This is a genomic window from Nocardiopsis exhalans (assembly GCF_024134545.1).
Classification (GTDB): Bacteria; Actinomycetota; Actinomycetes; order Streptosporangiales; family Streptosporangiaceae; genus Nocardiopsis; species Nocardiopsis exhalans.
In genome coordinates this window covers 3863193-3882924 of record NZ_CP099837.1, presented here as the reverse complement: position 1 = coordinate 3882924, position 19732 = coordinate 3863193, and the positions used below count along the sequence as shown (strand labels likewise).

General features: G+C 71.5%; 13 protein-coding genes. 4 read left to right on the top strand and 9 right to left on the bottom strand.

Annotated elements, in window-relative coordinates:
- Positions 1-7 precede the first annotated feature (7 nt).
- Complete coding sequence (locus tag NE857_RS17210; RefSeq protein WP_254416690.1) at positions 8-808, bottom strand: hypothetical protein; 801 nt, start codon at positions 806-808, stop codon at positions 8-10.
- Positions 809-1145: 337 nt separating this feature from the next.
- On the opposite strand from NE857_RS17210, the gene NE857_RS17205 reads away from it, so the two are divergent.
- Entirely contained in the window at positions 1146-1625 is a 480-nt protein-coding gene (locus NE857_RS17205; protein ID WP_254416689.1) for a DUF6194 family protein, read from the top strand.
- 106 nt (positions 1626-1731) lie between these two features.
- On the opposite strand, the gene NE857_RS17200 is transcribed toward NE857_RS17205, so the two are convergent.
- Complete coding sequence (locus NE857_RS17200; RefSeq protein ID WP_254416688.1) at positions 1732-2130, bottom strand: winged helix-turn-helix transcriptional regulator; 399 nt, start codon at positions 2128-2130, stop codon at positions 1732-1734.
- 273 nt (positions 2131-2403) lie between these two features.
- Between NE857_RS17200 and NE857_RS17195 the strand changes: the two genes are divergently transcribed.
- Complete coding sequence (locus tag NE857_RS17195; RefSeq protein WP_254416687.1) at positions 2404-3042, top strand: DsbA family oxidoreductase; 639 nt, start codon at positions 2404-2406, stop codon at positions 3040-3042.
- A gap of 829 nt (positions 3043-3871) precedes the next feature.
- Positions 3872-5104 (top strand): hypothetical protein, encoded by a 1233-nt coding sequence (locus tag NE857_RS17190; protein WP_254416686.1) that lies wholly within the window; start codon positions 3872-3874, stop codon positions 5102-5104.
- Positions 5105-5221: 117 nt separating this feature from the next.
- On the opposite strand, the gene NE857_RS17185 is transcribed toward NE857_RS17190, so the two are convergent.
- From NE857_RS17185 to NE857_RS17145, 6 genes are all read right to left on the bottom strand, one after another.
- A complete protein-coding gene (locus NE857_RS17185) occupies positions 5222-6838 on the bottom strand; it encodes an OmpA family protein (protein WP_254416685.1) in 1617 nt (538 codons plus the stop codon).
- A 190-nt stretch (positions 6839-7028) separates the two neighbouring features.
- Positions 7029-8792 carry a S8 family serine peptidase gene (locus NE857_RS17180; RefSeq protein WP_254416684.1) on the bottom strand — a complete coding sequence of 588 codons (1764 nt, stop codon included), beginning with the start codon at positions 8790-8792 and terminating at the stop codon, positions 7029-7031.
- 211 nt (positions 8793-9003) lie between these two features.
- Entirely contained in the window at positions 9004-11946 is a 2943-nt protein-coding gene (locus tag NE857_RS34270) for a helix-turn-helix transcriptional regulator (protein WP_301184221.1), read from the bottom strand.
- Positions 11947-12764: 818 nt separating this feature from the next.
- On the bottom strand, positions 12765-14246 hold the full coding sequence (locus NE857_RS17155; protein WP_301184220.1) for an FAD-dependent oxidoreductase: 1482 nt from the start codon (positions 14244-14246) through the stop codon (positions 12765-12767).
- 82 nt (positions 14247-14328) lie between these two features.
- Positions 14329-16455 (bottom strand): molybdopterin oxidoreductase family protein, encoded by a 2127-nt coding sequence (locus NE857_RS17150; protein WP_254416683.1) that lies wholly within the window; start codon positions 16453-16455, stop codon positions 14329-14331.
- Positions 16452-17864, bottom strand: coding sequence for an MFS transporter (locus NE857_RS17145; RefSeq protein ID WP_254422012.1), 1413 nt, complete (start codon positions 17862-17864; stop codon positions 16452-16454). Before NE857_RS17145 ends, NE857_RS17150 begins: the two co-directional genes overlap by 4 nt.
- Positions 17865-18341: 477 nt before the next feature.
- On the opposite strand from NE857_RS17145, the gene NE857_RS17140 reads away from it, so the two are divergent.
- Positions 18342-19331 carry a GNAT family N-acetyltransferase gene (locus NE857_RS17140; protein ID WP_254416682.1) on the top strand — a complete coding sequence of 330 codons (990 nt, stop codon included), beginning with the start codon at positions 18342-18344 and terminating at the stop codon, positions 19329-19331.
- A 37-nt stretch (positions 19332-19368) separates the two neighbouring features.
- On the opposite strand, the gene NE857_RS17135 is transcribed toward NE857_RS17140, so the two are convergent.
- Positions 19369-19527: a glycine zipper domain-containing protein gene (locus tag NE857_RS17135; RefSeq protein ID WP_254416681.1), complete on the bottom strand. Its 159-nt coding sequence runs from the start codon at positions 19525-19527 to the stop codon at positions 19369-19371.
- Positions 19528-19732 lie beyond the last annotated feature (205 nt).

The window sequence follows — 19732 nt, the reverse complement described above, 5'->3', positions numbered from 1 at the left end:
GTGCCGGTCAGGTGTGCTGAGGGCCGGGGCCCGGTGGTGATCCCGGGCCCTGCGGGCCCGAGGGCGGGCCGCCCGGCGGCGGGTGGGGCGGTTGGCCCGGGTAGCCGCCCGGCGGGGGCGGCTGCTGCTGGCCGGGGTAGGGGCCGGGATAGGGGCCGGGGTGCTGCCCGGGCGGCGGGCCCTGGGTGGTGCGTTCGTTGGTGAGCTGTTGGCGGTGACGGCTCCGGCGCACCGCCGTGACGATGATCAGGATGATGCCGCCCACCACACCCAGGAACGGGATGAACAGCAGGGAGCCCAGAGCTCCGAGCACGCCGGTGGCGATGTTGCCGGTGGTGTCGCCCGCGTAGGCGATCCCGAAGCGGACGTTGTCGGGGGCCTGGCAGGTCAGGGTGTACTCGCCCGGTTCGGTCAGGTCGGCCATACCGACCATCGCCCAGGCGCCGTCCTGCCCTTGCGCCTCGTGGTTGAAGGTGGGGTAGGCGAAGGTCAGGGTCTGGTCGTCGGGGTCGGTCAGGGCGCACGCGGTGTGGTCCACGTTCGGGGGTGAGCCGTACAGCAGCCACCCCGACTCGGGGTGTTCCTGGGCGTCGACCGTGAAGGTCGTGCTTTGGGTGCCCTGGGTGCGTGCGTCGAACTCGGGCAGGGCCAGGCCCCGCATCAGCAGCACCACGAACAGCACGATGCCCAGGATGATCGAGAGTGGGATGAGTGCGCCGCCCACCCAGAACCAGACACGGGAGGGGCGCAGCTCACGAGGGTCTATCTGGGGTGGTGGCCCGTAGGGGCCTGGGTATGGTGCGGCCATGCGGTGAGTGTCGCACGGCCCGATGACCAGGACACGCGTCCTTGGCGCAGGTTTGGATGTGTGTTGTCCAACCTTGTGCCCTCAGGCGGTGGGTTCGGCGGCCCGGGCGGGGTGTTCGGCAGGGGCCGGGGCCCGGCCCCTGGTGTGGAACGGGTCGCGGTGGTGGCCCTGGTGTTCCTGGGTTCGTTGGTTGAGTTCTCGGGTGGGATTTGAGGGTTGCTGTTCGAGAAAGCTCCCCCACAGGGAAACTCTCGGAAGAAGTCTCACAGAGCAGTTCAATGACACACTTGAAGCAGGGGTGACCGGGACGGACACCCGAACGCTTCGAGGGGGCGTGATGACCGAGGACGAGATCATCCACTTCGTGGCCGGGATGGGCCAGGTGGACGTGATGACCGCGAGCCGGGAGAGTGGGGCGCCCGAGATCGCCTGGGGCGACTCCTTCTTCCTGTACGACCCTGACGGGCGGGCGCGTGAGCGCGGTGGCTTCACCCCGTTCGCGACCCTGGTGACCAAGGACTACCCGGATTTCGACAGCGATTCCGACCTTGATCGGCCCGGGGTGTTCCGGGTCAACATCGCGGTGGGCCGCGCCCTGTTCGAGGAGGTGGTGGGCCACACCCCGGCGGCGCATGCCGGGCACCGCGAGGGCTTCGACTACACCGAGCTGGACCGCCTCCTGCCGCACCCGGTCTATGCCGCCCAGGGGTGGGTGGCGGTACTCAACCCGGGTCCGCGGACCTCCGAGCGGGTGCGTGAGCTGCTGTTCCTGGCCAGGGAGCGTACCGCCGCCCGCCACCGCCCACCGGAGCGGTGAGGCCTCTCATCGCGATCCCGGCTCAGCGGGGGCGGGAGTGGGAACACGGTCTCCGGTGTTGCACCGGGGGTCGTGCCGTGTTCGGCGCGCTGGGTCCAGGGCCGGCTCAGCCCTGTTCGGGGCGGTCGTGGCGTTCCCGGGCGGCCCGGATGTCGTCGCGGTGGTCGTTGGCCCAGCGGTCCAGGGCGGTGAGCGGCTCCAACAGGGTGTGCCCGAGTCCGGTCAGCGTGTAGTCCACTCGCGGCGGGACGCTGGCGTGCACGGTGCGCTCGACCAGGCCGTCCCGGACCAGGGCGCGCAGGGTCAGGGTGAGCATGCGCTGGCTGATGCCGTCGATGGCGCGGTCCAGCTCGCTGTAGCGGTGGGTGCGTTGGCCGAGCATGACGATGATGAGCACGCTCCACTTGTCCCCGACCCGGTCCAGGACCTCGCGGACCGGGCAGTCCTCGGGGTTCTCGGTGAGCTTGCGTTCGGTCAGGGGAACATGGGTGTTCGTATCGGACATGAAAGTTCCTCCTTGTGGCCGGCCTTTCCTACCTACATACTCACTGACCATAGGGTTACGCACAATATGTATGTAAGGGTCGGTGGTGAGCGTGAACGGCTCGGAGCCGGACAGAGCGCGGGATGCGGAACCGCGGACGGTGCCCGCACCTGAGGGCGGTCCTGAGGCGAGCGGGGGCCAGGAGCCCCTGCCCGCGGTCAGGGGCCTGGTGGCGTTGGGATCCGAGCACGCACCCGCGTGCTCGGACGGAATCTGCTTGTGAGGGGAACGGCAGTGCAGATCGAAGTGTGGTCCGACATCGTGTGCCCGTGGTGCTACATCGGCAAGCGGCGTCTGGAGAAGGCCCTGGCGAGCTTCGAGCACGCCGACGAGGTCGAACTCCTCTGGCGCAGCTTCCAGCTCGACCCCACCTTCCCCCGGGGGGTTCGCGAGCCGGTCTATGACTCCCTGGCCAAGAAGATGAACGCCACCCCCGACCAGGTCAGGCAGATGACCGACCAGGTCAAGCAGGTGGCGGCGCAGGAAGGGCTGCACTACGAGTTCGAGAACGCCGTCATGGTCAACACCTTCGACGCCCACCGGCTCACCCACCTGGCCAAGGAAAAGGGGCTGGGCGACCAGGCCCATGAGCGCCTGATGCGCGCCCAGCTGGTACAGGCCCGCGTCCTGGACGACGTGGACACCCTGGTGGAGCTGGCCGGGGAGATCGGCCTGGACACCGAGGAGGCCCGCACCGTCCTGACCGGTGACGCCTACACCGCCGAGGTCCAAGGCGACATCCGCACCGCCCAGCAGCTGGGCGCCACCGGGGTGCCGTTCTTCGTGATGGACCGGGCCTTCGGTGTCTCGGGGGCCCAACCGCTCGAGGTCTTCACCGCGGCCCTGGAGAAGGCCTACGCCCAGAAGGCCTGATTGCCCAGGGGGTGACCAGCGAGTCTGGCGGACCCGGGAACCGACTCGGGGACCGGCCTTGCGCCGTCTGCGGGCGCCGGTCCCCTTCGTGTGCCCGGAGTACTCGGATGCTGTTGGCGTATCCGGGTGGGGGCCGGGGGTGGTCTCCGGCAGTGGGTTCGGGGGCTCGGGGTGGGTGGAGGCGCCCGAAACCCGGGCTGGCAGGTGTCCGTTGCTTCCGTAACCGTCAGGTCCTCGGTGATCTTGCTACCAGGAGCAAGTTCAGCGCTGAACTTGCTCCTGGTAGCAAGATCACGCTGAAAGGAGGGGCCGAAACCGGTCCGGGTCCGGCCGGGGCGGGGCTTGGATCGGTCTGTCCACCGGGCCGGGTAGGGGGTCCCCGCTGGGCCTGGGGAGCGGTGTCCGCGCTGCCGCTGTTCGTCGGGGCGGGTGAGCGGCCGCGACACGAGCCCCGAGTTGGCAGTCGCCGTTGGCTTTTGGGCCTCTTGGGGGCCGTCCGCCACCCCGACCACTCCTGCCCCGTTCCCCGATAGCCGCCCACCGCCCTCGCAGCGAAACGGGGCAGGGCGGAGCGCCTGATGACTCGGCGAAGCCGCGACGGCGACGACCTTGACGCCCGCGGAGGAGACGGCAACCATCGAGCGCTGGGAAACGGTGACTCCAGCCCGGACCCCCAACCGGATACACCAACAGCATCTACTCGGGGCGGGCCCGGTTCCCCCTCGCGGGGGAGGCCGAGGAGGCCGAACCACCCCTGTTGGGGAGGTACCCGGCGGTCTCCGGAGCCAGGGTGGAGGTGAAGGTTCGCCCACCCGTGAAGGAGCCGCTCATGTCCGCCCCGCGCAGTACCGACCCGACCGGTTCCACCCCAGCTGCTGCTGGACAGTCCGCTACCTCCGCTGCTGGTACTGGACCGGTGGGTGCCGACCCGCGTTCCGCTCCCCGCGGCCGCAACCACTCCCCCGGTACCCGCCACCCGCCCGCCTCGTTCCTGCCCTACGGGGCCGCGCTGGCCTGGTCCGCCGCGGCCCTGGGCATGGCGTTGGGCTGGCTGACCGGGGTGGTCCCCCCGGGGTTGTCCGAGGCCAGCGCCTTCGGGGCCCTGCTCACCACCGACCACCTGGGGGTGGCTGCCTCGGTCACCTTCCTGGTCGGCGCCCTGGGAGTGGTGATCGCCCTGCTCCTGCCGCGTTCTCACGCGCCGCGCCTGCTGGAGGTGTCGGCCTGGACCGTGTTCGCCGTACTGCTGCTGGCCTACATCGATTCCACCCTGCTGGTGTGGTTGGGTTACGGCCTGGCCATGCCGGTGCTGGTGTGGGTCGAACCGGCCCTGGGGGTGGACTACGTCGCCCTGACCCTGTCCGCACCCCTGCTCCAGACGCTGTACTTCACCGCGGGAGCGGGGATCTGGGCGTGGGCGTCGTTGACCCACCGCAGGCGGCGACTCGACGGATGCGTTCGGTGCGGACGCACCACGGCCTGGACCCCCGACGCCGAACGCGCGCTGCGGGGGCAGGCGCTGCGCACGGGCAGGATCGCGGTGGTCGGTGCCTTCGCCCTGGCCCTGTTCTACCCGGCACTGCGGTTGCCGTGGCTGTTCGGATACTCCATGGGGATGGCGGAGGAGGCTTTCGCCGCGGTCGCCTCGGACCCGACCGCGATGATGATCGGGCTGGGACTGGGGGCGGCCGGTGTGCTGGGCGCCGTGCTCATGCTGGGTCTGGTCCAGGGGTGGGGTGTGCGCTTCCCCTGGTGGATGGTGGGGCTGTCCGGTCGCCGGGTGCCGGTGAGCTTGGCCGTGCTGCCCGCGACGCTGGTGGCGATGGCCCTGGTGGGGATGGGGCGCAGTGTTCTGGTGCAGTTCTGGCAGCTGGGCGGGGTCGAACCCGGAATGGGTTCGCACGCGGTGGCCTTCGGCGCGATGCCGCTGTGGGGCGCGGCCCTGGCGGTGGCGACCGCGGCCTACGCGGTGCGCCGTCGCGCCGAGTGCGCAGTGTGTGGGCGGGGCCTGCCCGAGGCCTGGCCGGTGGCGGCGCCTCCCCTCCTGCCCCGCAAGCGCTGACCCGCTGCCCGACAGCGTTCCGGTGCGAGACGAAGGCGGCGCCCCTTGCCCTGAGAGGGAGCGGGCGCCGCCCTTGTTGTGCCGCGTGTTGGCTCTACCGGACGGGAGCTGTGGTACCTACTGGACGGGAACCCCGGGGATCTCGCCGAAGGCACCCGCGTACAGGGTCATCTCCTCAACCTCCGGGCCGGGGGCGGGGAAGACCGACAGCGCCAGGTACTCCTCGCCCGGGGAGAGGGTGAAGATCTCGTCGGCGAAGTCCTCGTACTCGCCTTCGCCGTCGCGGATGCGGATCACGTAGCGGATCAGGCCGTTGCCCGGCTCTTCCAGGCGGAAACCGCCCATGGTGCCCTCGGTGTACTGCTGGGGGCTGCCGGGCAGGGAGGCCTCGTCGCCCTCCAGGTCGGCTTCGAGGTCGGACAGGGTGGAGTTCTGGAAGCCCACCATCTGGAACAGGTAGGCGCCGTCGCGCACCATCGGGTAGACGTTCAGGTCCAGGTCCTCATGGGTGACCGTGGTGAACGGGTCCAGTTCCTCGAAGTAGGGCGCGGGCGGCCCCACGTGGCGCTTGGCCGCGTCCAGGCCCGAGTCGCCTTCCTCGGAGTCGGTATCGGACATGGGGACCTCGTACTGGAACTCCACGCGGCGGTTGCGGGCGCGGGCTTCCTCGTCGTCGTCCCCGCCCTCCTCGGCGACCGGTTCGTCGCTGCCCCGGCCCTCGGTGCTGAGGGTGAAGTCCGTACCCAGCTCCTCCTTCAGCAGGTCGCGTACGGCCTCGGCGCGCTCTTGGGACAGGTCCTGGTTGTAGTCGTCCGCGCCCTTGCCGTCGGTGTGGCCGATGATGGTGATCTCGGTGCCCTCGCCGAGGTTCTCCCGCATGGACTGGGCCGCCTCCTGAATGGTGTCCACGGCTTCGTCGGTGGGGTCGGACTCGTCGAACTCGAACATGTTGTCCGCGTGCAGGGCGATGACCTCCTCGTCGCCCGCGCGGGTGGTGGAGGCGGTGGGGCTGTCCACGAAGCTCTCCATGGACATGACGAACCCGTCGGTCTCCAGGCCCGGCTCCGGCGGGGTCTCGGGGTAGACGATCTCGTCCTCGGGCAGGTCCTGGATGATCACCCAGGTTTCGGGGTCGATGTAGTCGTGGACGTCGGGTTCGGGCAACGGGGTGAACTCGTCGACGTAGCTGACCGGGGTGCCGGGCACGTGGCCGGCGGTGGCGCCTGTCAGGGTCAGGAACTCCACGTCCTCGCTGGGGGCGGGGAAGTACCGGCGGATGGGCTGGGGCAGGGTCTCGTGGATGGGGTCCAGGTTGCTGCCCTCGATGAAGTAGGTGCCGTAGGGCTCGCCGTGCTCTTCGCTGGTGATGGGTTCCAGCACCTCGCCGGAGACGGGGTCGACCAGGCGCAGGGGCGCGCCGGCGTACTTGAGTTCCTCGCCGGTGATGAACTCCAGGATGTTGAGGCTGAGGTCGAGCATCAGGTATTCGCCGTTGTGCTCGAGGGCGTCGATGGTCATCTCGACGGCTACGTCGTTGCCGCCCTCGACGAACATGCGGCCCGTGCGTACGAAGGGGAGTTCGATGTCCTCGGCGGAGACCTCCTCCACGGTCTCTTGTGTGGGGCTCTCCTCCTCGCCCTCCGCGGAGGTCAGGTCGCGGATGAGGCCGCAGGAGCTGAGGGCCATGCTCAGCGCGAGGACCGCGCTGGTCACGCCAAGGGCTCGTTGGGACATGGTCGGGGGACTCCCTCGCGGTGGTGCCGTGCTCCGGCTGGGGTGCCGGGATGGTTCGTCAGCGGCTCAGACGCCTGGCGTGGCCGGCTGGTTCGGGGAGTTTACCGGTGGCAGGGGTGCGGCCCCCGCGCCGAGGGGGTCGGGCGGGGGCCGCTGGGGGATGTGTGGTGGTGGCTATCTACGGGTGGTGCTACAGCCTGACGGTCTTGCTGAGCGAGCCGGTCGCGCCGGTCTCGTCGGTGACGGTCAGGGTGATGGTGTAGGTGCCCGGTCCGGAGTAGAAGTGCCAGGCGCTGGAGCCGCTGGCGGTACCGCCGTCACCGAAGTCCCACCGGTAGGAGGTGATGGGGGCGTCCCCGGCGCTGGAGCCGGAGGCGTCCACCTCGCAGAAGTAGAAGAAGGTGTAGCAGGTCCCGCTGAAGTCGGCGGTGGGCGCGACGTGGTCGGGGGCGCCCACGGAGATCTCGGCCTGGGCGGAGTCGGTGCGGCCCTGGTCGTCGGTGACGGTCAGGGTGACGGTGTAGTCGCCTTCGGCGGTGTAGGTGTGCTCGGTGGTGGTGCCGGTGTCGCCGTTGCCGTCGCCGAACTCCCAGGCCCAGTCGGTGATCTCACCGGCGCTGCCGGAGCCGTCGAAGGAGCAGGTCAGGGTGGTGTCGTCGCAGGAGTGGGCGAGTGAGGCGACCGGGCCCTGGGGCGGGGCGGTCTCACCGTCGGCGGGGAAGACGTCGGGGTCGCCCACGTCGAGCAGGGGCTCGTGGATGCCGTCGCCGGAGGTGTCGTTCCAGTCGTGGTTGCCCGCGCTGGTCAGGGTGTCGTAGATGGCCAGGACACCGGCGCGGTCGGTGGGCTTGGCGTCGCCGACCGCGAGCAGGGCCAGGCCGCCTGCCGCGTGCGGGGCGGCCATGGACGTGCCGCTCATGGTGCCGTACCCGCCGCCGGGCATGGTGGAGGTGATGCAGGAGCCGGGGGCGGCGATGTCGATGGTGGCGCCGAAGTTGGAGAACGTGGACAGGGTGTCGTCCTGGTCGGCGCGGCAGGTGAGCGGGCCGCCGACACCGCCGGGGGCGCCGTCGGAGTCGGCCATGGAGGAGACGGTGAGCACGTCGGGGTGGTTGGCCGGGAAGAAGTTGGCCGCGTCGCGTGCGCTGTTGCCCGCGGCCACGGCGTAGGCGACGCCCTCGGCGACGGAGTTGGTGATGGCCTGGGTCAGGGCCTGGTCGGTGCAGCCCTGGCAGCCCAGGCTCATGTTGGCCACGCCGATCTGGCCGGCGTTGGCGGTGACGTAGTCCACGCCCGCGGCGATCCCGGCGAGGGTGCCGCTGCCTCCCGCGGTCAGGACCTGCACGTTCCACACGTCGGCGCCGGGGGCCACGCCCACCACGCCCAGGTCGTTGTCGATGGCGGCGGCGCTGCCGGCGACGTGGGTGCCGTGGCCGTTGCCGTCGGTGGCGCTGTTGGGCACACAGGTGCCGCTGGTGCAGTTGACCGAGTCCACCACGTTCAGGTCGGGGTGGTTGCCGTCGACCCCGGTGTCCAGGACGGCGATGGCCACGTCGGGGACGTAGTTCTCCTGGCCGTCGATCTGGAGGTTGGGGTTGTCGGGGGCGAAGACCCGGGCGATGCCGTTGGGGATGTCCTGGTCGAAGGCTTCGACGACCTGGTCCTCCTGGACGTAGGCCACGTCGCTGTCCTGGAGCAGTGCGGCGGCGTCGGCGGCGGTCATGTCCGCGGCGTAGCCGGTCAGGGCGTGCTCGTACACGCCCAGGGGGTCGTCACCGTGGCGTTCGGCGACGGTTTCGGGGTCGGCGCTCTCGTCCAGGACGACGATGTAGGTGCGCTCGGCGGGGTCGGCGGTGTTGAGGAAGGAGGGGAGGTCGGGGTCGGCTGCGGCGGGGCTTACGGCCAGGATCGGCAGTAAGGCCGCGGCGGCGATCACTGCACCGAACTTGCGCATGTGTGCGGGGACCCTTCTGTAGCGGGGGACTACGGGGGATTGTGGAAGGGTGGCCACCCGAGAGTCATGATGTGTCGCTCGGTGGAGCCAGGCAATACGTAGTCACTACGTAGTTCGGCCCGCGGGTGGCGACTACGTAGTGCCGTAGGGGTGGTCCAGGGGTCGAGGGTGCCCTGGGGGGTCAAGGGTGTGTGCGGGTTCTGGGCTGTTTTCAGCGCCCGGTGGGCGGGGTCAGGTCGCGGCGTGAGCGCAGGCCGAGTTTGGCCAGGGCGTTGGCCACGTGGGTCTCCACGGTGCGCGGGGACAGGTGTAGGAGCGCGGCGATCTCGCGGTTGGTGTGTCCGCGCCCGGCCAGGGCGGTGATCTCGTTCTCGCGGGGTGAGAGGCGCTCGTTGCCCGAACCCCCTGTTCTGGCCGGGGGCGTGTTGACGCCGTGCTCGCGCAGCAGGCGGCGCACGCGGGCGGCGTCCCAGGTCGCGCCGAGTTCGGTGTACTGCTCCAGGGCGGCCTGGAGTGCGGTCACCCCGAGCCCGGGGCCCTGGCCGTTGGCGGCGGCCAGGTGGGTGTGGGCGGAGGCCTCGAGGGCCTGGGCGGCGTCGTAGGGGCGGGGCATGTCCCGGTAGGCGGCTTCGGCCTGGGTGTACAGGTGCAGGGCGCGGTCGTGTTGGCCGTTGTGGTGGGCCAGGGCGGCTTCGAGGCGGATGAGGGCGGCCTGGGCGGCCGGTGCGCTGGTGCCTCGCAGTCCGGCGCGGAAGCGGGTGCTCAGGTCCTGGGCCACGGCGCGTCTTCGGCACAGCAGGAGGGCCTCGATGCCCGGTACCAGGTCGGCGGCCCAGACCCAGATGCCCTTGCTGGCCACGAGGGAGACCAGGCCTTCCACCCGCTGCCAGGCGGCGTTGGCGTCGCCTTGGGCCAGGGCCATGCGGGCCAGTAGTCCGGCGGCGAAGGCGCGCACGGGCACGGTGTAGTCAGGGCTCGCGTGGTCGGGGGGTGTGTGGTCGGTCGCGGTGCCGGTAGGGCCGGTGTGGTTGATGTGTCCGGCACGGTCGGTGGGGCTGTGGTGGGTGGGGGTGTGCCCGGGGTTGGCGGGGCCGGGCAGGATCCGGTCCAGGTGGGTGCGTGTGGTGGCCGGGTCGCCGTGGGCCAGGGCCAGGGCGGCGCGTACCACGGCGAGTTCGGCGGTGACCGAGTGCAGGTGGGCCAGTCGCCCCGAGCGCAGGTCGTGTTCGGTGCGTTCGGCCAGGTCGGACCAGTGGCCGCGGTTCCAGTCCAGGATCAGGTACAGCACCCGCGCGCTCTCGCGGATGTAGGGGTCGCAGGCGCCGGTGACATCGGCCAGGTGGCGGTCGGCCCGGTCGTAGTGGCCCAGGATGACGGCGGCGTCGGCCAGGTTCAGTGAGGCGCGGGAGAACTCGCGGCGCCGGGCCAGGGCCTGGGGGTTGCTGTGGGGCGGGGTGGCGTCGGGGCGGGGCAGGGACACGTCCCAGGCGGCCGGGTCGCCGATCTGGGCGAGCAGGGTGGCCTGGTTGACGCGTACGGTCTGCTCCACCGCGGGGTCCTGGCTGCGCTGGGCGGCCTGGACTGCCTGTTCCATCCAGCGCCGGTGGGTGGCCACCGAGTCGGGGGTGGAGCGGGGCACGGCCAGGGCGCACATGACGCGGGCGGCCAGGGCGGGGCGGGAGGAGAGTTCGGCGGCGGCGCGGACGAGCTCGCCGCGGGCGGAGCGGTTGCGGGAGGCCTGGTTGAGCAGGAGCAGGCCCAGTTCCATACGTAGTTCGCCGCGTTCGGCAGAGCACAGGCCGGGGGTGTCCAGGACGTCGCGCAGCAGGGCGATGGTGTGTTCGGCGGAGATACCGGTCAGGGCGGCCCGGCCGAGTTTGAGTGCGAGGTCGCAGCGGCGGCGCGGGGGCAGGGATCGGCGGGTGAGGGCGTCGCGCAGCAGGGCGACGGCGGTGGTGTCCTCGCCGTGGGCCAGGGCCTGGTCCGCGGCGAGTTCGGCGTGGTCGGTCCAGGCGTCCAGCAGCCCGGCTTCGCGGGCGTGGTGGGCCATGCGGGCGTGTGGCGGTTGGGTCTGTTCGCCCAGGACCTGGAGGGTGGCCCGGTGCAGCTGGCGGCGTTTGTCGCGGGGCAGGGAGGTGTAGCAGGCCTGGCGTAGCAGCGGGGTGTGGGGTTCCAGGGTGGCCGGGCCCAGGGAGCGCAGCAGGCCGCGTTGGTGGGCTCGGGCCAGGGCCTTTTCGGCGCGGGCGGTGGACAGGGCGGCCACGCGGGCCAGCTGGGTGTCGGTGGCGGGCTGGTCCAGGACGCAGGCGGCGCGGACCAGTCGGCGGGTGTTGCGGTCCACCGAGCGCAGGCGGTCCAGGAACCAGTCGCGCAGGGGTGCGGAGATCGGCGGGGTGGCGGGCACGGCCGGTTCGCCCGGGGCGTCGGGGAGCTGGTCCAGGTGGTGCAGGGTTTCCACCACGGCCAGGGGAAGGCCGCCGGTCCAGGCGTGCAGGTGCTCGGCGTCCTCGCGGGAGACCTCGGCGGTGAGCAGGCGCTGGGCCAGGGTGTGGACGTGTTCGGGTGGCAGGGGGCCCAGGGTGATTTCGTGGTGCTCGGTGCCGGGAGGGGTGCGGGCGGCCAGTGCGGCCACGGGGAAGGCGCGCGGGAGTTCCTCTGGGCGGTAGGTCAGGACCAGGGTGAGGTTGGCGGGCAGCCGGGGCGTCAGGTAGGTGAGCAGGTCACGGGTGGCCGGGTCGATCCACTGTACGTCCTCCAGGGCCAGGGTGGTGGGTCCCAGGGCGCTCAGGAGCTCGGTCAGGGCGCGGTAGGTGCGGTGGTGTTCGGCGGCCGGGTCCACCGGGGGCGGTGGTGGGGGCAGCAGGTCGCCGTGCTCGGGCATCAGCAGGGCCAGTGCGCCGCACAGCGGGCTGAGCCCGGCCGGGATCGGGGTGTGGCGCAGGGCCTCGACGACGGGCGCGTAGGGGAAGGGATCGGTGCGGGGCGGGCAGTGTCCGGTCAGTACGGTGCTGTCGGTGGCCTCGTGCAGTTCCTGGACCAGGCGGGTCTTGCCTGTTCCGGCCGTCCCTGACAACAGGACGATGGTGCCGGGAACCGCTGCCTTGCGCAGCTGCCGTCGTTCCGTGTCGCGCCCGACGAGTGGGGGGAAGCACACACGGTCACGGTATAGGCACGTTGGGCTTCGCGGTAGAGGGAGAGACGTTACGTATCGGCTTCGTTGGTGACCGGTTTCGGACGGGCCGTTCAACGGGTCGCTGGTCGGGCGTCGACGGTGTCGTAGGCGCGGTGGACTCAGGCGTATGGCGCTCGGGCCCCGGTGGTGCTTCGATGGGAGGCGTGACGTGTCACGCGGGCGGCACGGCCGAGGAAGGGCGGGCGCGTTCCGATGGTGGAGATGGTGTTCGGGGTCGTGCCGGTGTTGGCCGCCGTGCTGGCCGGACTGTTCGCGGGGCTGTTCCTGGCTTTTTCGATGGCGGTGGTGCCCGGGCTGGCGCGCGCCGGTGACCGGGCGGCAGACCGGCCCTCAAAGGGGCCCAACTACCTCGGCCTTCGGCCGGTGCCCTCCACACCCCTGCGCGCACCGGCGGGCCGTGTCGCGGCCGGTCATTCCCGGCAACGGAACAGCGGTGGCGAGGTCAGTGGTGGTGTCTGGGGCCGGGTGCCTGTTTCGGTCCTGGGTTTGAAGATGATCTTGCTACCAGGAGCAAGTTCGGCGCCGAACTTGCTCCTGGTAGCAAGATCATCGGGGATCAGAGGGTTTGGGAAGCAGCGGACAGGTTCAAGCGGGGGGTTTGGGGCACCCGCTCCACACTGGCACCACCCCGTACAGCAACGGCAGCAGCCGGGGGAAGGCAGACCAGGAAGGTTCCGTCAGCTCCTCTGCGGTATCCCCACCGGTAGGCTTCGCGCTCGGCTCGTGTCGGTGTGCGCCCGGGCCAGGACCGGTGCGGTCCCGGCCCGCACCCGGGCTGCTCAGCCCACCGGTTCGGCGCTGCGGCCGCTGCCCATCCCCGACAGCAGAGCGTTCACGTCCCGCACGCAACCCCCGCAGCCGGTGGTGGCGCGGGTGCGCTCGGCGATACCCTCACGTGTGCGCGCACCGTCCAGCCAGGCCTGCTCGATGTCCTCGCGGCTGACCGCGTTGCACCGGCACACCAGGGCCGGGGCGGCCGCGCCCTGCCCCGCCTGCTCCCCCGGTGCTGCGGTGGGCAGTCCCTGCAGCAGGGCCAACCGGTCGGCGGGCACCGGGGCGCCGGTGTCGTAGAGCTGGGACAGGGTGGCCGCCGCCTGCGCGAACCCGAGCAGGACCGCGCCCACCACCCGTTCCTCGCTCACCGTGAGCTTGGCGTAGCGGCGCCCGTAGGGGTCGCTGACCGTCACCGTCTCCACCTCGGGCCCCAGGTCGTCCTCCTGCACCAGCCCGAACGCGGTGAGTTCGATGCCCTGGGCCTTGAGCCGGGTGAGCGGACGCGCCCCCGAGTAACGGGCCTGGGGCGCGGCCCCGGTGAGCCGCCGGGCCAGAACCGAGGCCTGCTCCCATCCGGGCTGGACCAGCCCGGCACCGCCCCCGGGGTGCTGGGCGCAGTCACCGATGGCGTGCACGCGGGCGTCGGAGGTGGCCAGGGTGTCGTCCACGAGTACCCCGTGCTCGGCCTCGATCCCGGCCGCTTTGGCCAGCTCGGTGTTGGCGCGCACACCGGCGGTGACCACCAGGGCGTCACCGGGCAGGACCCGGCCGTCATCCAGCTCCAGACCGGTACCCGGGATCCACCGCGAGGCCACCCGCCAGGAGTGGACGCTCACCCCCAGGTCCTCGTAGCAGCTGGCCAGTACCTTGGCCGCGCTCTGGTCGATCTGCCGGCGCATGATCCAGGGCGAGGACTCCACCACGCACACCCGGGCCCCGCGCCCGACCAGCCCGCGGGCGGCCTCCAAACCCAGCACCCCGCCGCCCAGGACCACCACGGGGGCGCCGGGACGGACCAGGGAGAGCAGGCGCTCACAGTCGGCGAGGTCGCGCAGTGCGCTCACCCCTTCCCCCGGTACGCCGTCGGAGGCGCTGACCCCGGGGATGGGCGGGAAGGCGGCGCGGGCGCCGGTGGCCAGGACCAGTTCGTCGTAGGGCAGGTGGGTGCCGTCGTCCAGGTCCACCCGGCGTTCGACCGTGTCCAGGGCGGTGGCGCTCACCCCCGTGCGCACGCTCACCCCGGGGGTCCGCGGTACCGGAAGGTTGATCTGGTCGGGTGTGTAGTCGCCCGCGACCACCCCCGAGAGCAGGACGCGGTTGTAGGCCGGGTGGTGTTCGGTGCCCACCACGGTGACGTGGACGCGTTCACCCTCGGGGTCCAGCCGGGCGACCTCCTCGGCGAAGCGTGCCCCGACCATGCCGTTACCCACGACCACGATCCGACGCGCTGACACGCTCTGCTCGCTCACACGCTGATCGGTGCTCAACTACTGCCTCCTGCTGTGGGGTGGTACCTGCCCGGGCGGCGTCGGCCGGGTGAAGCTGTCGTGGGGAGTGGGCTGTGCCGCCCTAGCGGCCCGGTGCGGTGGCGGGGTCGTGGTCGGGTTCGGGTGCGGGCTCCAGCCGCACGGCGCTGACCTTGAACTCCGGCATGCGGCTGGTGGGGTCCAGGGCCGGGTTGGTGAGGTTGTTGGCGGCCTGGGCCCCGGCGTAGTGGAAGGGCATGAACACCGTGTCCAGGCGGGCGGTGGGCTCCAGGCGCACCCGGGCGCTGGTGTGGCCCCGGCGGGAGGTGAGCCGGGCCAGGTCACCGGCGGCCAGCCCCGCGCGGGCGGCGGTGTCGGGGTGCACCTCCACGTACACCTCGGGTTCGGCGCTGTTGAGTTCGGGGACCCGGCGGGTCTGGGCCCCGGACTGGTAGTGGCCCATGAGCCGCCCGGTGGTGGCGATCAGCGGGAACTCGGAGTCGGGTTCCTCGGCGGCGGGGCGGTGGGCCACGGCCGTGAACCGGGCGCGGCCGTCGGGGTGGGCGAAGGAGTCCAGGAACAGGCGGGGCGTGGGCTCCTGGCCCGCGCGTACCGGCCAGTGCAGGGCCTCCCCCGCCGCCAGGCGTTCGGGGGTGACGCCGGAGTAGTCGGCGGCTCCCCCGGCCGAGGCCGCGCCCAGCTCGGCGAGCACGGTGTCGGGTTCGGTGGGAAAACGCTCGGCGGGCTGGCCCAGGCGCACCGCCAGGGCCGAGAGCACCTCCAGGTCGGTGCGTACGCCTTCGGGCGGCGGGGTCGCGCGGCGGCGGCGCAGCACCCGCCCTTCCAGGTTGGTCATGGTGCCCGACTCCTCGGCCCACTGAGCCACCGGCAGGACCACGTCGGCCAGGGCGGCGGTCTCCGAAAGCACGAAGTCGGCGGCCACCAGCAGGTCCAGAGAGGCCAGGCGCTCACGCACCCGCCCGGCGTCGGGGGCCGAGACCACCGGGTTGGAGCCGAACAGCAGCATGGCGCGCGGACCGCCGGGGGTGCCCAGGGCGTCCAGGAGCTCGAAGGCGCTGCGGCCGGGCCCGGGCAGGGAGTCGGGGTCCACGCCCCACACCCGGGCCACGTGGTCCCGGGCGGCGGGGTCGTCGATCTTGCGGTACCCGGGCAGCTGGTCGGCCTTTTGGCCGTGTTCGCGCCCGCCCTGGCCGTTGCCCTGCCCGGTGATGCACCCGTAGCCCGAACCCGCGCGGCCGGGCAGGCCCAGGGCCAGGGCCAGGTTGATCCACGCGGAGACGGTGTCGGTGCCCTTGGCGTGCTGTTCGGTGCCGCGCCCGGTCAGGATGTAGGCCGAGTGGTTGCGGGCGGCTTTTCCGAGCAGGTCGGCGGCGGCGCGGATCTGCTCGGCGGGCACCCCGGTGAGGAGTTCGGTCTGCTCGGGCCACCATGCCGCGGCGTGTTCCCAGGCCTGTTCGAACCCGTTGGTGCGTGCGGTGACGTAGTCGGTGTCCACCCAGCCCTGGACGCGGACGGCGTGCAGCAGGCTCAGGGCCAGGGCAAGGTCGGTTCCCGGGCGCGGGGCCAGGTGCAGGCCGCCGTTGTCGAGTGCGACCCGGGCGGTGGCGGTGCGGCGGGGGTCGATGACGATGAGTGCGGGCGCGGACAGGTGGCCCATCATCGGCGGCATGGTCTCGGCGGGGTTGGCCCCGGCCAGCAGGACCACTTCGGCTGATCCGACGTCGGTGAGCGGGAAGGGCATGCCCCGGTCCAGTCCGAAGGCGCGCATGCCCGCGGCCGCCGCGGAGGACATACAGAAGCGGCCGTTGTAGTCGATCTGGGAGGTGCCCAGGGCCAGGCGGGCGAACTTGCCCAGGGCGTAGGACTTCTCGTTGGTGAGCCCGCCGCTGCCGAAGACCGAGACGGTGTCGGGGCCGGACTCGGCGCGCAGGGCCAGCAGGCGTTCGGCGATGTGGTCCAGGGCGGTGTCCCAGTCGACCTCGACCAGGTCGGAGTCGCGGTCCTTGCGGAGCAGGGGGCGGGTGAGGCGGTCGGGGACGGTGAGGACGTCGGCGGAGGTCCAGCCCTTGCGGCACAGCCCGCCCCGGTTGGTGGGGAAGTCGGCGGGGCGGGCGGACAGGCGTCCGTCGGCCCCGGTGTCCAGGTGCATGGCGCACTGCAGGGCGCAGTAGGGGCAGTGGGTGCGGGTCGAGGCGCCGGGCGGGTTCATCGGGTGGCCGTTTCCTGGGCGGCGCCCGGGGTGGCCCCGGCGCCGGTGGCGGTGGAGGGTGCGGCGGTGGCCGGGCGACGAAGGTACACCAGGTAGGTGATGGCCGCACAAACCAGGTAGAAGGCACCGAAGGCGGCGAAGGCGGGCGCCGTGGAGCCGGTGGCGGCGAAGGCCTCACGGAAGGTGACGTTGATGCCCACCCCGCCCAGCGCGCCGACCGCGCCGATCAGCCCGAGCATGGAGGAGGCGGTGCGCTTGGTACGGGCCAGCGCCTGCTCACGGGGCTCACCAGCGGCGATCGCGTCCTCGGCCTTGGCCGCGTAGATGGAGGGGATCATCTTGTAGGTGGAGCCGTTGCCCAGCCCGGTGAGCGTGAACATCACCGCGAACGCGCCCACGAACAGCGCCAGCTGTGCGGCCTGGACCGCCAGCACCAGGACCGTGGCGCACACGGCCATCGCCAGGAACACCCACAGGGTCACGCGGGCACCGCCCAGGGCGTCGGCCATCCGGCCGCCGACCGGGCGGATCAGGGAGCCGATCACCGGGCCGAGGACGGCGATGGCGGCCGCCTGGATGGGCACCAGCCCGAACTGGGACTGCAGCAGGAGGCCGAAGGCGAAGCCGGTGCCGATGAAGGAGCCGAAGGTACCGATGTAGAGCACCGACATGATCCAGAAGTGGCGGTCCTTGGTGGCCGAGAGCTGCGCGGGGATGTCGCTGCGCACGTTGACCAGGTTGTTCATCGAACGCATCGCCCACCAGGCGGCGAGCAGGATCAGCGGGGCGTAGAACAGCGGGACCAGGTACCCGGCCGAGGCGGTGAACAGGGCGATCACGGCCAGACCCACCAGCTGGACGGTGGCCACGCCGATGTTGCCGCCGCCCGCGTTCAGACCCAGCGCCCACCCCTTCTCCCGTTCGGGGAAGTAGGAGTTGATGTTAGCCATCGAGGAGGAGAAGTTGCCGCCGCCCAGGCCGGCGGTGGCGGCCAGCACCATCATCAGCCAGAACGGGGTGTCGGGGTTTTGCACCAGGAAGAACGCGGCCGCGGTGGGTACCAGCAGCAGGAAGGTGGAGATGATCGTCCAGTTGCGGCCACCGAAGATCGGTACCGCCAGGGTGTAGGGCACCCGCAGCACGGCCCCGACCAGGGTGACCACCGACAACAGCAGGAACTTCTGCTCGGGGGTGGTGGAGAAACCGTGCTCGGGGATCATGAAGAGCACCAGCACGGACCAGATCGACCACACCGAGAAACCGATGTGCTCTGAGGCGATGGAGGCCCACAGGTTGCGGCGGGCCACCGGGCGTCCGGTGCTCTCCCAGAACCCCCGGTCCTCGGGGTCCCAACGGGAGATCCAGCTCGGTCCGGTGCGTGGCGCGCGTGTTCCGGTCTCGGAGGTCACGACCAGGCCTTCCTGCTCGACGGGTGCTGACATAACCGAAGGTAGGCAGGGGTCGTTGCCTGAATATGTCGGGCCGTAACACACGGGAAACACCTGGCTCACCCAGTGGGTGCGGGCACGGTGAGATGAGCTCCGGATGCCGGTGCGGGCGCGCCCGTGCGGGGGACGGGAGGCCCTGAGCCGACACGGGCGCGGGACGGAAACGCCCTGGTGCGGCACGGTTGCGGGGTGAGCCCTCGCCTTCGAGACCCTTGATCCTGTCACGACCGCGCCCCCGACCTGGCGGCCCGGATTGTGGCGTATGCCACCGGTGGGCCCGAACGCTCCGGTGGGGGACGCTGATCAGCGGGGGCGGCTCGTACCCGTGCTCGCGGAGGAGAACCATGACTCATGGTCCGTCTCCGCTGGTGAGAGCTGGTGTGGATTTGAACTGTGTGGTGGGAGACAGCCGGGGCCCGGGTGTGGCAACGTGGTGTCGTGAGCTCAGTGGTGGAAGTTCTCGACCCCAGCACAGCCCCGGCCGAGGAGCTGGCCGCCTGGACCGCGCTGCACAGCCACGGTATGAACGAATTGATGGGCAGCGCACCCCGCCCCCAGGACCTGGCCGACCAGCTGCGTACCAAACGCGCGGGCCAGAACTGGTGTTGGTCGGCCCGCACCGCGCCGGGTGAGCCCGTCCAGGGCGTGGCCGAGCTGCGCAGGCAGCCCTACAACCCGCAGGTCGGGCTGTTGCGCCTGTACGTTGCCGAACCGGCCCGCCGACGAGGCATGGGGACCCGTTTGCGCGAGGCCGCGGTGGAGCGGGCCCGCGCCCTGGGAATGGAGCGTCTGCGCAGCCACACCCTGACCGGACCGGAGACGGAGGCCTTCGCCCGCTCTGACGGGCACCCGCGCACCCTGATCCCGTTCAAGGTGCAGGAACAGCAGCTGGACGAGGAGACCCTGGAACACTGCTGGCATCTGGCGGCCCGTCCCGCACGCGGCTACCTCGTCACCTACTGGGAGGGCACCGCCCCCGAGAACCTGGTGGCCTCCTTCGGGCAGGTGGCCGTGTACTCGATCGATGCGATCGAGGGTTCACGACCCCTGGTCGAGCGGGCCTGGGCCCCGCAGCGGGTCCGCGAGTGGGAGCGCGAGGTCGTCCAGGACGGGTCCCGGCTGGTGGTGTGCGCTGCCCTGGACCGCACCTCGGACCAGGTGGTCGCGGCCACGGCCACCACGGTGGGTCAGGCGCTGGTCGCCAGGCAGTACGTGACCGCGGTCTCGCCGCCCCACCGGCGCCGGGGACTGGCCACCCGGGTCAAGGCCAATCAGACGCTGCGGGTACACGACCTGTTCCCGCACGTCAGGAGGGTGGCGGTGGCCGTGGACGAGGGGAACACGGCGATGCTGGAGCTCAATCGGGCCCTGCGTTACGAGCTGGCGGGCGAGCGCTACCTGGTCGAGGAGGACCTGACCGGGCGTTGAGGCGCCCGAGGCCTGGGGCCCAGGCCTCGGGGCGGGGCTATTCCTCGCCCCTGCGGGGCTGCTGGGCGCCGAAGGCCAGACCGAAGACCAACCCGAGCGCGATGCCCAGGGCCAGGTTGTCGAAGGCAACCCCGAAAACGACACCGAAGACCAACCCGAGCGCGAGCCCCGTGCTCTGGCTCGGCTTCTTGCCCATCCGCCTTCTCCCCTGTGTTCCTTGGCGCCTTGTGGCTGCCGTCCGTCATCGCACGTGCCGAACGTTTCCCGGGTTCCCTGACCGCAGCGGCCTTCTTCCGCCGCGCATCCTGCCGGAGTTCCCGCACGATCACCGAACCACGTTCGCCCATGGCGGGCAGTTCGGCGCTATGGCCGAATAGTGTTCGGAAAACCATCCATGAAGC

Bases quoted from the DNA above. Each gene is read 5' to 3' on its own strand.
- NE857_RS17210 (WP_254416690.1), bottom strand. From the start codon at position 808: ATGGCCGCACCATACCCAGGCCCCTACGGGCCACCACCCCAGATAGAC.
- NE857_RS17200 (WP_254416688.1), bottom strand. From the start codon at position 2,130: ATGTCCGATACGAACACCCATGTTCCCCTGACCGAACGCAAGCTCACC.
- NE857_RS17205 (WP_254416689.1), top strand. From the start codon at position 1,146: ATGACCGAGGACGAGATCATCCACTTCGTGGCCGGGATGGGCCAGGTG.
- NE857_RS17180 (WP_254416684.1), bottom strand. From the start codon at position 8,792: ATGCGCAAGTTCGGTGCAGTGATCGCCGCCGCGGCCTTACTGCCGATC.
- NE857_RS17185 (WP_254416685.1), bottom strand. From the start codon at position 6,838: ATGTCCCAACGAGCCCTTGGCGTGACCAGCGCGGTCCTCGCGCTGAGC.
- NE857_RS17190 (WP_254416686.1), top strand. From the start codon at position 3,872: ATGTCCGCCCCGCGCAGTACCGACCCGACCGGTTCCACCCCAGCTGCT.
- NE857_RS17135 (WP_254416681.1), bottom strand. From the start codon at position 19,527: ATGGGCAAGAAGCCGAGCCAGAGCACGGGGCTCGCGCTCGGGTTGGTC.
- NE857_RS17150 (WP_254416683.1), bottom strand. From the start codon at position 16,455: ATGAACCCGCCCGGCGCCTCGACCCGCACCCACTGCCCCTACTGCGCC.